Annotated in this window: 9 protein-coding genes; all 9 read left to right on the top strand. The window is 38.3% G+C overall.

What is annotated here, in order from left to right; translation table 11 throughout:
• The first annotated feature begins 61 nt into the window (after nt 1–61).
• The 9 genes from tsf to ACP3VS_RS01160 all read left to right on the top strand — a co-directional run bounded on the left by tsf (nt 62) and on the right by ACP3VS_RS01160 (nt 13,329).
• Nucleotides 62–949 carry a translation elongation factor Ts gene (gene tsf / locus ACP3VS_RS01200; RefSeq protein WP_012293292.1) on the top strand — a complete coding sequence of 296 codons (888 nt, stop codon included), beginning with the start codon at nt 62–64 and terminating at the stop codon, nt 947–949.
• A gap of 214 nt (nt 950–1,163) precedes the next feature.
• A complete protein-coding gene (gene pyrH / locus ACP3VS_RS01195) occupies nt 1,164–1,889 on the top strand; it encodes a UMP kinase (protein ID WP_012293293.1) in 726 nt (241 codons plus the stop codon).
• Nucleotides 1,889–2,446 carry a ribosome recycling factor gene (frr, locus tag ACP3VS_RS01190; protein WP_031419001.1) on the top strand — a complete coding sequence of 186 codons (558 nt, stop codon included), beginning with the start codon at nt 1,889–1,891 and terminating at the stop codon, nt 2,444–2,446. The genes pyrH and frr overlap by 1 nt, the downstream gene beginning before the upstream one ends.
• Nucleotides 2,447–2,761: 315 nt before the next feature.
• On the top strand, nt 2,762–3,556 hold the full coding sequence (locus ACP3VS_RS01185) for an isoprenyl transferase (protein WP_008181400.1): 795 nt from the start codon (nt 2,762–2,764) through the stop codon (nt 3,554–3,556).
• Nucleotides 3,553–4,353, top strand: coding sequence for a phosphatidate cytidylyltransferase (locus ACP3VS_RS01180; protein WP_012293296.1), 801 nt, complete (start codon nt 3,553–3,555; stop codon nt 4,351–4,353). Before ACP3VS_RS01185 ends, ACP3VS_RS01180 begins: the two co-directional genes overlap by 4 nt.
• 62 nt (nt 4,354–4,415) lie before the next feature.
• Nucleotides 4,416–5,561 carry a 1-deoxy-D-xylulose-5-phosphate reductoisomerase gene (gene dxr, locus ACP3VS_RS01175; RefSeq protein WP_426388307.1) on the top strand — a complete coding sequence of 382 codons (1,146 nt, stop codon included), beginning with the start codon at nt 4,416–4,418 and terminating at the stop codon, nt 5,559–5,561.
• Nucleotides 5,562–5,607: 46 nt separating this feature from the next.
• Nucleotides 5,608–6,870: an RIP metalloprotease RseP gene (gene rseP / locus ACP3VS_RS01170; protein ID WP_012293298.1), complete on the top strand. Its 1,263-nt coding sequence runs from the start codon at nt 5,608–5,610 to the stop codon at nt 6,868–6,870.
• 148 nt (nt 6,871–7,018) lie between these two features.
• The gene (locus ACP3VS_RS01165; protein WP_426388306.1) at nt 7,019–8,725 is read left to right on the top strand and encodes a proline--tRNA ligase; all 1,707 of its coding nucleotides are present in this window, start codon (nt 7,019–7,021) and stop codon (nt 8,723–8,725) included.
• 272 nt (nt 8,726–8,997) lie between these two features.
• A complete protein-coding gene (locus tag ACP3VS_RS01160; protein ID WP_426388305.1) occupies nt 8,998–13,329 on the top strand; it encodes a PolC-type DNA polymerase III in 4,332 nt (1,443 codons plus the stop codon).
• Nucleotides 13,330–13,581 lie beyond the last annotated feature (252 nt).

Below are 13,581 nucleotides of genomic sequence, written 5' to 3'. Positions count from 1 at the left end.
TCACCTTTTTTAGAACCTATCATTAAAACTTTGTTCAACCAATTTGAGGAGGAAACACTAAATGGCAAACATTACTGCACAATTAGTAAAAGAATTACGCGAAAAAACTGGCGCTGGTATGATGGATTGTAAAAAAGCGCTAGTACAAACTGATGGCGATCTAGAAGCTGCAATCGATTTCCTACGTGAAAAAGGTCTTTCTTCAGCTGCTAAAAAAGCTGACCGTATCGCTGCGGAAGGTACTACTTACATTTTAGAACAAGGTAACGAAGCAATCATCCTTGAAGTTAACGCTGAAACTGACTTCGTTGCAAAAAACGACAAATTCCAAGTATTGGTTTCATCTTTAGCGGAGCAATTACTTACTGCGAAACCAGCATCAGTTGAAGCTGCTCTAGAGCTTACAAATGCTGAAGGTGTAAAAATTGAAGATCAAATTTCTACAGCTGTTGCAACAATTGGAGAAAAAATCACACTTCGTCGTTTTGAAATCAAAACAAAAACGGATGCAGATTCATTCGGTGCTTACTTACACATGGGAGGCCGTATTGGCGTATTAGTAACTTTAGAAGGTTCTACTGATGCATCAGCAGCGAAAGATGTTGCAATGCACATCGCTGCAATCAACCCAACTTATGTTTCTCGCGATGAAGTTTCTGCTGAAGAAGTTGAACGTGAGCGTAAAGTATTAACTGAGCAAGCTCTTAACGAAGGTAAACCAGAAAACATCGTTGCTAAAATGGTTGAAGGTCGTCTTGGTAAATATTTCGAAGACGTGTGCCTACTTGATCAATCATTCGTTAAAAACTCTGACCAAAAAGTACGTGATTTCGTAGCTTCTACTGGTGGTTCAGTAAACGGCTTTGTACGTTATGCTGTAGGTGAAGGTATCGAAAAGCGTGAAGATAACTTTGCAGAAGAAGTAATGAGCCAAGTTAAAGGTAACTAATTTAGCGGGCATTTGATCCTAATCAAATAATATCTAGATTTTCTAGAAAAAAATGGGGAACACAACATAGCGTGTTCCCTATTTTTCCGAAATGAACGAAAATAGTAATAGAATTTTCTATTCTGCCTTATTCTCAACTAGCAATTATTGTTAGATATACTATAATGGAAAAGGGAATAGAGATTTTTTAAATAAAGTCTTACGGAGGTTTACAATGAGTGTACCGCAATATAAACGAGTAGTTATTAAACTAAGTGGTGAAGCGTTAGCTGGAGAAGCGGGCTTCGGTTTATCACCAAAAATAATCAAGTCTGTTGCAGAAGAAGTAAAAGAAGTAGTGGATCTTGATGTAGAAGTTGCTGTTGTTGTAGGTGGCGGTAATATATGGCGTGGAAAAATAGGTAGTGAAATGGGGATGGATCGTGCAGCAGCTGACTATATGGGCATGCTTGCAACTGTAATGAACTCCCTAGCTTTACAAGATGCTCTTGAAAAATTAGGCATTGAAACACGTGTTCAATCTTCTATCGTGATGACTCAAGTAGCGGAGCCATACATTCGTCGTAAAGCAGTTAGACATCTTGAGAAAAAGCGTGTCGTTATCTTTGCAGCAGGGACAGGTAATCCGTTCTTCTCAACCGATACGACGGCAGCATTACGTGCAGCAGAAATTGATGCAGATGCGATTTTAATGGCTAAAAACAATGTTGACGGCGTTTATTCAGCAGATCCAAAAGTGGATACAACAGCCATTAAATATGATACACTCACATACTTAGACGTTATCCAACAAGGCTTACAAGTAATGGATTCAACAGCTTCTACCCTATGTATGGATAATGATATTCCACTAATTGTTTTCTCAATTACGGAACCAGGCAACATTAAACGTGCTGTACTAGGCGAAAAAATCGGAACAGTTGTTAGGAGGAATGCATAATGGCAAAACAAGTATTAGAACAAGCAAAAGAAAAAATGAACAAAACAATTGCAGCTTTCACACGTGAACTATCTTCAATTCGTGCAGGGCGTGCTAACGCATCGTTATTAGATCGTATTATGGTTGATTATTATGGCGCCCCGACACCAATTAATCAGCTTGCGGGTGTTTCTGTACCAGAAGCTCGCTTATTAGTGATTACACCTTATGATAAAACAATTTTAGGTGAAATTGAAAAAGCAATTATGAAATCAGATATCGGTATCACACCAACAAATGATGGCTCTATCATTCGCTTAATGATTCCTGCTCTTACTGAAGAGCGTCGTAAAGATTTAGTGAAGCAAGTGAAAAAAGAAGCAGAAGACGCAAAAATTGCTGTACGTAATGTACGTCGTGATGCGAATGATGATTTGAAAAAACTTGAAAAAGCTGGCGAAATCACAGAAGACGATCTACGTGGCTATGGTGATGATATTCAAAAATTAACAGATGAATTCATTGTCAAAGTGGATCAAGTAACGAAAGATAAAGAAAAAGAAATTTTAGAAGTGTAAAACAAACGTTTTACATGTCTATGATGGAACTTTTTGATGAGATGAAGGCGTCCTATACATAACAGGACGTCTTTTCTCTTTACCATTCGAATATGAGCTGAATCATAGAGAAAAGCATAGATGAAATATACAAAGCTGTGCATCACATAAATATTGATTAATTTTTTAACAAACTTATTCTTTAAAAATGTGTATAGTTCTAAAATACGCTAGTACATACATAGTCAATTTAGAGGGGAAAAAAAAGACAAAAAGCGCTTTTGTTTGTTATGATAGGTTAGTATACGTCCGATTAGTTGTAGTGGGGGAGTTAGCATGTTTAAAAAGCTATTAGGTAAACAAATAAATATGGATACACTATCATTGGAGGAGCGTGTGGCCCTAACTAAAAGCGAGCCGATTCCTGCCCATGTAGCGATTATTATGGACGGAAATGGACGTTGGGCAAAAAAACGAGCTATGCCCCGTGTTGCTGGTCATCATGAGGGAATGAAGACCGTACGTAAGGTCACGAGATTTGCGTCAGATTTAGGCATTAAGGTATTAACTGTATATGCGTTTTCCACTGAAAACTGGAAACGGCCAAAACCTGAAGTAGATTTTTTGATGCGGCTACCAGTCGAGTTTTTAGGTTCCTTTTTACCCGAGATGATGGAACGCAATGTACGTGTCGAAATGATTGGAGATCCATCTTTATTACCTGCCCATACACAAAAAGCGTTGTATGAGGCAATGGAAGAAACGAAGCATAATACAGGTCTTATTTTAAATTTCGCCCTGAATTATGGAAGTCGTTCTGAGATGGTTAATGCCATGAAAATGATGCTTCAAAAAGTACAGGACGGTCAATTAACAATGCAAGACCTAACAGAAGAATGCTTAACATCTCATTTAATGACGGCCCATTTGCCTGAACCGGATTTATTAATTCGTACAAGTGGTGAAGTGCGCTTAAGTAACTTTATGCTTTGGCAGCTTGCCTATACAGAATTTTGGTTTACAGATACATTGTGGCCAGATTTTAGTGAGGAAACCTTACTGGAAGCGGTGGAAAACTATCAAAAACGTAATCGCCGTTATGGTGGGTTGAAGGGAGAAGAAACAACTTGAAACAACGAATTATTACCGCAATAATTGCAGCAGCATTTTTCATACCATTCGTTATTTATGGAAAAGTACCATTTGCCATACTTGTGCTAGCAATGGCTATTGTCGGTTTTTATGAAATACTTAAAATGAAAGGTATTTCCATTTTTTCTGTGCCTGGCTTTTTAGGGCTGGTCACTTTAATTTTGCTTGTTATCCCGAAGGACTGGAGTGAAAAGGTTGTAGACTTAATAGGCTATTCGTCTACTCTAATGGTAGTCTATGGTCTAATGATGCTACTCCTTATTTATGTAGTCTTGGTAAAAAATAAAATAACTTTTGATGAAGTTGGTTTTATTTTATTAGGCGCATTTTATGTGGGTTTAGGGTTCCATTACTTAATTGAAACAAGAAATGTAGGTTTAGAGTACGTTGTCTATTGTTTATTGGTCGTTTGGACAACGGATTCAGGTGCCTATTTTGTCGGAAGAAAATTTGGTAAGAACAAGTTATGGCCTGAAATCTCACCAAAGAAAACGATTGAAGGCTTCATCGGTGGAATTGTCATTGCTGTCATTTTCGCTGTCGGTATGCAACTTATTTACCCATTTGCAAATGGTTATATAACACTTGTATTCGTAACAATTTTCGCCTCCATTATTGGTCAGATGGGCGATTTGGTGGAATCTGCTATTAAGCGTCATTTTGATGTAAAGGATTCAGGTAATATTTTACCGGGGCATGGCGGGATATTAGATCGCTTCGATAGTCTATTGTTCGTTGTGCCTTTACTTCATTTTTTACATTTGTTTGGTAATTAATCCGAACTATAAAGGACTTCTATTCATACATTTGCTTAGATAGAAAAAGGGGACAATGTGTTGTGAAAAAAATTAGTTTATTAGGTGCAACTGGTTCAATCGGTTGGCAAACCTACGATATTTTAAAAGAACAACGTGAAGCTTTTCAATTAGTTGCTTTCTCTTCAGGGAAAAATATGGAGAAAACACGAGAAATGATTGATAACTTAAAGCCCGAATTAGTTTCTGTGCAGCTAGAAGAAGATGCGCTACTGCTTGCTAAGGAGTATCCGACTATTCACTTCACATTTGGCGCACAAGGCTTAGTGGAGGTTGCTACACATCCGGCTTCGAAAGTTCTTGTTAATGCTGTACTTGGAAGTGTTGGGCTGGAATCCACTTTAGCAGCCATTCGAATGGGAAAAACAATTGCGATTGCAAATAAAGAAACACTTGTGACAGCTGGACATTTAGTAATGGCTGAAGCGAAAAAATACAACGCAACTATTTTGCCAGTTGATAGTGAGCATTCTGCTATCTTCCAATCGATGAATGGTGAAAACCCCAAAGATATTGAACGTTTAATTATTACTGCTTCAGGTGGTAGCTTCCGCGATAAAACACGGGACCAATTAAAACATGTGACTGTGGCTGACGCACTGAATCACCCGAATTGGTCTATGGGCGCAAAGATTACGATAGATTCTGCAACAATGATGAATAAAGGTTTAGAAGTAATTGAGGCGCATGTTTTATTCGATATGCCATATGAAAAAATAGATGTACTTTTGCATAGAGAAAGTATTATTCACTCTCTAGTTGAGTATCATGATACTAGTGTGATTGCACAATTAGGCACACCAGATATGCGCGTTCCTATCCAATATGCTTTAAGTTACCCTGATCGTATCCCGTTACATAATGGTCAGAGACTAAATTTAGCGCAAATTGGTCAATTGCATTTTCAAGAAATGGACTTTGAACGTTACCCAGCATTGCGCTTAGCATACGAGGCTGGCCGTACTGGTGGAACCATCCTAACAGCAATGAATGCAGCAAATGAAGCAGCAGTTGCAGCTTTTTTACAAGGGAAAATAACATTCCTTCAAATCGATGAGACGATTGAACGTGTGATGCAAGCACACCAAAACATTGCAATACCAGATTTACAAACGATTTTACAGGTGGACAGTGAAACAAGAAAAATAGTGTTAGACATGGTAAAATAACGAGAGCAATGTATCGTTAACTAATCGCTTTTAAAGGTGGGGTATTATGCAAACAGCCATTGCATTTATTTTAATATTTGGTTTACTCGTCTTCTTCCATGAACTTGGACACTTCTTATTCGCCAAACGAGCAGGTATTCTAGTACGTGAATTTGCCATCGGTATGGGACCCAAGATTTATGGTAGAACACATGGAGAAACAATGTATACTATTCGTTTATTGCCTATCGGTGGATATGTACGAATGGCTGGCGAAGATATGGATGGCACTGAATTACAGCCAGGATATCGAATAGGGCTTGTTGTCAATGAAGATAATGTTGTTAAAAAAATTATTTTCAATCAAAATAATAAGCAATTACCAGATTTGTTATTTTTAGAAGTTGAGCGTGCTGATTTAGAAAAAGATTTGTTTGTAGAGGGCTATGATGAAGAAGAAAGATTAGTTCGTTATCAAGTAGCGAGAGATTGTATTCTTGTGGAAAATGGACGAGAGCTGGTCATTGCACCTCATGATCGTCAATTTAATGCAAAAACGGTTGGCCAACGAGCGATGACTATTTTCGCAGGTCCATTTTTTAACTTTATTCTAGCTTTTGTAATTTATTTAGTTATTGGATTAATTCACGGAGTTCCAACATATGAGCCAGTTATCTCTGAAGTTGTAGAAAATAATCCAGCTGCGGAGGCTGGGATGCTTGCAGGTGATAGAGTGACAGCCATTGATGGACAGGCTGTTGAAAAGTGGCAGGATTTAGCTGCAATTATTCAGGATCATCCAAACGAAGAGATTATGGTGACCGTAGATCGAGATGGACAATCTGTCAACTTAAACATGACTGTGAAGGAAGTCCAACAGGATGGAGAAAAGTATGGTCAAATTGGAGTGCTTTACGATAGCCCGAGAGAATTTAATCCTCTAAAGGCTGTTGTCTATGGGGCACAAGAAACCTATAATATGACTGTCAAAATATTTGAGCTTCTAGGTATGCTGATTACTGGTAAGTTTACAATAGACGCTTTATCCGGTCCTGTAGGTATTTATAAAGCAACCGAGCAAGTTGCTCAGTATGGAATTATGAACTTAATGAATTGGGCTGCAATGTTAAGTATAAATCTAGGAATTATGAACTTACTTCCATTACCTGCTTTAGACGGTGGTCGCTTATTATTCTTTGGTTTTGAAGCTTTACGTGGGAAACCAATTGACCGTCAAAAAGAAGGAATTGTCCATTTTGTAGGAATTGTTCTACTAATGATTTTAATGGTAGTTGTCACATGGAATGATATACAGAGATTTTTCTTTTAATCAATGACTAGTAAATTCTAACTTTACAATTAAAAGGAATTTTATTTATAGCTTTGGGCGCATTTTCTACGAAACATTGCGCTCAAAGCTAAATTTGTTTATGCTATTGAGAGTATAAACTTATCTATTAAAAAAGGTGGAACACTGAATGAAGCAAAGTAAAACATTTATCCCAACGTTACGTGAAGTACCTGCTGATGCTGAGGTAAAGTCACATAAGCAATTACTACGTGCAGGGTTTATTCGTCAAAATACAAGTGGGGTATACTCGTATTTACCGCTTGCAAAACGTGTGTTATCAAAAATTGAAACAATTATTCGAGAAGAGATGGAGGCCATCAATTCGATTGAGCTATTAATGCCATCTCTACAATCTGCTGAGCTTTGGCAAGAGTCAGGTCGCTGGGAAAAATACGGTCCAGAATTAATGCGCTTGAAAGACCGTCATGACCGTGATTTTGCATTAGGGCCAACACATGAAGAAGTAATTACAACGTTAGTACGTGATGAAATTAAATCTTATAAAAAATTACCGTTAACACTTTATCAAATTCAAACGAAGTTCCGTGATGAAAAACGTCCTCGCTTTGGTTTACTACGAGGAAGAGAATTTATTATGAAAGATGCGTATTCTTTCCATGCGTCTCGTGAAAGCTTAGATGAAACATATGATGATATGTATCGTGCTTATTCTAATATTTTCTCACGTCTTGGCTTAAACTATCGTGCTGTTATCGCAGATGCAGGGTCTATCGGCGGAAAAGGTACACATGAGTTCATGGTCCTTTCAGAAATTGGAGAAGATACAATTGCCTATTCAGATACATCTGACTATGCAGCAAATATTGAAATGGCTGAAGTTATTGCAGATTACCAGACATCTGATGAAGCATTAAAAGAAGTTGAAAAATTAGCGACACCAGATCAAAAAACAATAGAGGAAGTTTCAGCATTCCTACAAGTAAAACCTGCCCATGTTATAAAATCTCTTGTTTTTGATGTAGATGGAGAGCTTGTAGTTGTTCTTGCGCGTGGAGATCATGAAATCAATGATATTAAATTGAAAAATGCGCTTGAAGCGGGTTCTGTAGAGCTTGCAAGTGAAGCAGCGATTCGTGAGCTATTAGGTTGTGGTGTTGGCTCCATTGGGCCAGTGAAGTTACCTGTAGACGTAAAAGTAGTAGCTGATCATGCGATTAAATCTATTCGTAATGGTATTGCAGGTGCGAATGAAGATGGATTCCATTTAGTAAATGTTAATCCTGAGCGTGATTTTGCTGTGAATGACTACTTAGATATTCGTTTTATTCAAGAGGGTGATCCTTCTCCAGATGGACAAGGTACGATTAAATTTGCGGAAGGCATTGAGGTTGGTCATATTTTTAAACTAGGTACTACATATTCTGCTAAAATGAATGGTACTTTCTTAGACGAGCAAGGGAAATCTCAACCATTTATTATGGGTTGCTATGGTATTGGTGTTTCTCGTATTCTAGCTGCGGTAGCTGAGCATTTCCAAGATGAAAATGGCTTCACTTGGCCAACACAATTAGCTCCATACGATATCCATGTTGTACCTGTAAATACTAAAGATGAAGTGCAAGTAGCTTTAGCAGATGAGCTTTACGGCTTACTAAAATCATATCGCTATGATGTACTACTAGATGACCGTGCTGAGCGTGCTGGCGTTAAATTTGCGGATGCTGATTTAATTGGTTTACCTGTTCGCGTAACAGTTGGTAAAAAAGCAACAGAAGGTATTGTGGAAGTGAAGTTCAGACAAACTGGAGAAACATTTGAATGGAAAAAGGAAGAAGTGATTGACCGCTTAAATGAATTTTTCCGTAAAAATTAATAACCTGTCATGATTGGTTTTAAATGGAAGTGAATGCTTCTAATAGAGGCTTTCATGTAATTTTGATAAAATAGGGATAAATAAATTCGCGACAATTCTGCGGGACAGTGAGCCAAGCAAACAAAACAGATAGTTTAGACTCTCTGTTAAGCTTGAAGAGCGCCCGCAGTTAGGGAGCGAATTTTTTTCTGGCATTCTTGTCCTATGTTGAAGATAAATTAGAATATGAGGCTTATATGGACTGCCTCCTCCTGAAAGTAGGTGTCGATAAATTGGAACAGCAACAAGAGGCAAGAACGAGATTTCGAATGCTTTTGCAGCAACTAGAGTTAACAGATGATGTGTACATGTCATTTTTCGAGGAAGGTGAGTTATCACGGCTAACAGTCCATAAAAAGGATAGACTATGGCATTTTACTATTCAATTGCGTGATATACTGCCATTTCCGCTTTACCAGCTTTTCCGTACCCATTTAACAGATAAATTTTCAGCAATCGCACAAGTTTATACAACCATTGAGACACAAGAGAAAAGTGTAACGGAGGAACTTGTTCAAGCTTATTGGCTAAATGTTGTCGAGCAAATTGATGAGATGGCACCAACTTTGAAAAATTGCCTCATCTCTCAAGTGCCGATGTGGAATGGTCAGAAAATTACATTGGCCTGTATGCAGGAAATGGAATTTATGATGTTAAAAACGAAGTATGCCGACAAGCTAGCAGATAGCTATTGTCAATTCGGTTTTCCAAAAATGGTGATAGACTTTGTACTTCAAGAACAAACTGAAGAAATGATTGCTGCTCAGGAAGCGTTTATGGAACAAAAACGTATGGAAGAAGCGGCTTTATCTCAACAAGCGATGCAGGACTTCCAAAAACGAGAGCAGGAGAAGAAGGACAATCCAGCTATTGCGAACCTTGGTGATCGTCCATTCCAGCTTGGTATGCATATTAAAGATGATGAAATTATGGAAATTAAACGCATTGTTGAAGAAGAACGCCGTGTTATTGTGGAAGGCTTTGTCTTTGATACGGAAATTAAAGTACTGAAAAGTGGCCGTTCTTTATTACAAATTAAAATTACTGACTATACGGACTCTATTATCGTCAAAATGTTCTCACGTGATAATGACGATGCCGAATTGATGCAGCACCTAAAAAAGGGAATGTGGGTTAAAGTTCGAGGCTCCGTCCAAACAGACACATTTATTCGTGATTTAATCGTCATGGCGAATGATATTAATGAAATAAAAAAAGAAACACGTCAGGATCTGGCACCAGAGGGTGAAAAGCGAGTAGAGCTACATTTGCATACACCGATGAGTCAAATGGACGCTGTGACGCCCGTTGATCGTCTTGTTGCACAGGCAGCAAAATGGGGTCATCCAGCAGTAGCTATTACAGATCATGCTGTTGTACAATCCTTCCCAGAAGCCTATGCAGCAGGGAAAAAACATAGCATTAAAGTAATTTATGGCTTGGAGGCTAATTTAGTCGATGATGGTGTACCTATTGCATATGCCCCAGAGCATCGCTTATTAGCAGATGCCACTTATGTTGTCTTTGACGTGGAAACAACCGGATTATCCACTGCTTACGATACAATCATTGAGCTGGCGGCAGTAAAGATTAAAGATGGCCATGTCATCGATAAATATGAAAGCTTTGCAAACCCGCATCATCCGCTTTCAGCAACGACCATTGAATTAACAGGTATAACCGATGATATGGTTCGTCATGCCCCAGAAGTAGAGCAAGTCATTAAAGAGTTTCATGCATTTATTGGGGATGGGATTGTTGTTGCTCATAATGCGTCATTTGATATTGGTTTCTTATATACAGGCTATAAAAAATTTGGTCTTGAAGGAACAACACATCCAGTCATTGATACATTAGAATTAGCTAGATTACTTTACCCTACAATGAAAAATCACCGTTTAAATACACTTTGTAAAAAATTCAATATTGAATTAACACAACATCACCGAGCGATATACGATACAGAGGCGACAGGCTATTTACTTTTACAATTATTAAAAGATGCCGATGAATTAGTCATTAAATACCATGATGATTTTAATAAACATATCGGTGGTGGGGATGCCTATAAAAAAGGTCGACCGATGCATTGTACTATTTTAGCTGTTGATAATGCGGGCTTAAAGAATTTATTTAAAATTGTTTCACACTCCCATACAAAGACATTCTATCGAGTTCCTCGTGTGACACGAGCTGTTCTAGAGCAATATCGAGAAGGTTTATTAGTCGGTTCTGGTTGTAGTAATGGTGAATTATTTGAAACGATGATGAATAAATCACCGGAAGAAGCCGAACAGGTGGCAAAATTCTATGATTATATTGAGGTACAACCGAAGGCGGTATATGCACCATTAATTGAACGGAATGTCGTCCGTGATGAATGGACATTAGAGGATATCATTCGAAAGCTTGTTAAGTTAGGGAAGAAGCTCGATAAACCAGTTGTCGCAACGGGAAATGTTCATTATTTAGACCCAACTGATGCTATGTTTAGACAAATACTTGTTGGCTCTCAAGGTGGTGCAAACATCTTAAATCGATCCAAACTACCTGAGGTGCATTTTAGAACAACGGATGAAATGCTAAAAGAATTTGATTTCTTAGGACCAGATCTAGCTAAAGAAGTTGTTGTGACGAATGCACAAAAAGTAGCTGATAGCATTGGAGATGTTAAGCCGATTAAGGATGATTTATATACACCAAAAATTGAAGGCTCTGATGATGAAGTAACCAATTTAACGTATGAAATGGCTCATCATATTTACGGTGAGGAGCTACCCGAAATTGTAAAAGCTCGAATTGAAAAAGAACTAAAATCTATATTAGGACATGGTTTTGGTGTAATTTATTTAATTTCTGCGAAGCTGGTTAAGAAATCTTTAGCTGACGGTTATTTAGTAGGTTCTCGTGGTTCCGTAGGCTCTTCATTAGTGGCAACCTTTATGGAAATTACGGAGGTTAACCCATTGCCTCCGCATTATGTTTGTCCAAATTGTAAGCATTCCGAGTTTTTTGATGATGGTTCGGTTAGCTCAGGCTTTGATTTACCGAATAAAGACTGCTCAGAATGCGGAACACCTTATAAAAAAGATGGACAAGATATCCCATTCGAAACCTTCCTTGGCTTTAAAGGGGATAAGGTACCCGATATCGATTTAAACTTTTCTGGTGAATACCAGCCGAAGGCCCATAATTATACCAAGGTATTATTTGGTGAGGATTATGTGTACCGTGCAGGAACAATCGGTACGGTGGCGGAGAAAACAGCATATGGTTATGTCAAAGGCTATGCGAATGATCACAACTTACATTTCCGCGGAGCTGAGGTGGATCGTTTAGTGCAAGGATGTACAGGGGTTAAGCGAACTAGTGGGCAACACCCAGGGGGAATTATCGTAGTACCTGATTATATGGATATTTTTGATTTCACTCCAGTACAGTTCCCAGCAGATGCTCAGGATGCAGAATGGCGCACAACCCATTTCGACTTCCACTCGATTCATGATAATATTTTAAAACTAGATATACTTGGACACGATGATCCGACAGTTATTAGAATGCTACAGGATTTATCAGGAATAGATCCGAAAACGATTCCTACTGATGATCCTGTCGTTATGCAAATTTTTAGTTCACCTGAATCGTTAGGTGTAACTGAAAAACAAATTGGCTGTAAGACGGGAACATTAGGTATTCCTGAATTCGGTACTCGCTTCGTACGGCAAATGTTAGAGGATACAAAGCCTTCTACATTCTCAGAGCTTGTGCAAATTTCCGGATTATCTCATGGAACAGACGTATGGCTAGGTAACGCACAAGAATTAATTCATAACGGGACATGTGTCTTGAAAGAAGTAATTGGTTGTCGTGACGATATTATGGTGTATTTAATTTACCAAGGTCTAGAGCCATCGTTAGCATTTAAAATCATGGAGTCTGTACGTAAAGGGAAAGGCTTATCAGAGGAATTTGAAGCAGAGATGCTCGCCAATAAAGTACCAGGATGGTATATCGAGTCATGTAAAAAGATAAAATATATGTTCCCGAAAGCCCATGCTGCCGCATACGTATTAATGGCGGTTCGTATTGCTTGGTTTAAGGTCCATTTTCCAATCCTGTACTATGCAGCATATTTCACGGTACGTGCAGATGACTTTGATTTAATTGCTATGGTTCAAGGTTCACAAATGATTCGGGCCCGTATTGACGAAATCAATTTAAAAGGTCTAGATGCCTCTACAAAAGAAAAGAACTTATTAACAGTGATGGAGCTAGCACTGGAAATGTGTGAGCGAGGCATGAGCTTCCAAAAAGTTGACTTGTACCGCTCACAGGCAAGTGAATTTGTCATTGAAGGCAATACATTAATTCCACCTTTTGATGCAATCCCAGGACTTGGTACGAACGTAGCCAAAACGATAGTGGCTGCTCGAGAAGATGGAGAGTTTTTATCGAAGGAAGATTTACAGCAACGCGGTCGTGTTTCGAAAACACTAATTGAATACATGGATCAGTTGGGCTGTTTGGAAGGAATGCCGGATGCTAATCAGCTATCACTCTTTTAAGGATCAATGAGCTGCTAATCATTCAAAGTTTGATCTGTAAAATCTAGTCATTTCAAAATCCTGTCACAATATGGTTATCTTTCATGAAGGAAATTTGCATTATACCAAGAACTATGCTATTCTAATGGTAATAATTTGTTGATATTTTTCCAGCAAAAGAGTGGGGCTTACCCGCTCTTTTCTGTTGTTATACCGTAGCAAAACAAATTTTGACTAACAGCAGGTAAGACCGTAAAATTTCACCAAAGCAAC

It is taken from the genome of Lysinibacillus sp. VIII_CA, assembly GCF_049943995.1.
GTDB classification, from domain to species: domain Bacteria; phylum Bacillota; class Bacilli; order Bacillales_A; family Planococcaceae; genus Lysinibacillus; species Lysinibacillus pinottii.
This window is presented reverse-complemented; position numbering and strand designations above follow the sequence as displayed.

Coding starts and splice junctions, on each gene's coding strand:
- ACP3VS_RS01185 (WP_008181400.1), top strand. CDS start 2,762: ATGTTTAAAAAGCTATTAGGTAAACAAATAAATATGGATACACTATCA.
- ACP3VS_RS01165 (WP_426388306.1), top strand. CDS start 7,019: ATGAAGCAAAGTAAAACATTTATCCCAACGTTACGTGAAGTACCTGCT.
- pyrH (WP_012293293.1), top strand. CDS start 1,164: ATGAGTGTACCGCAATATAAACGAGTAGTTATTAAACTAAGTGGTGAA.
- tsf (WP_012293292.1), top strand. CDS start 62: ATGGCAAACATTACTGCACAATTAGTAAAAGAATTACGCGAAAAAACT.
- frr (WP_031419001.1), top strand. CDS start 1,889: ATGGCAAAACAAGTATTAGAACAAGCAAAAGAAAAAATGAACAAAACA.
- rseP (WP_012293298.1), top strand. CDS start 5,608: ATGCAAACAGCCATTGCATTTATTTTAATATTTGGTTTACTCGTCTTC.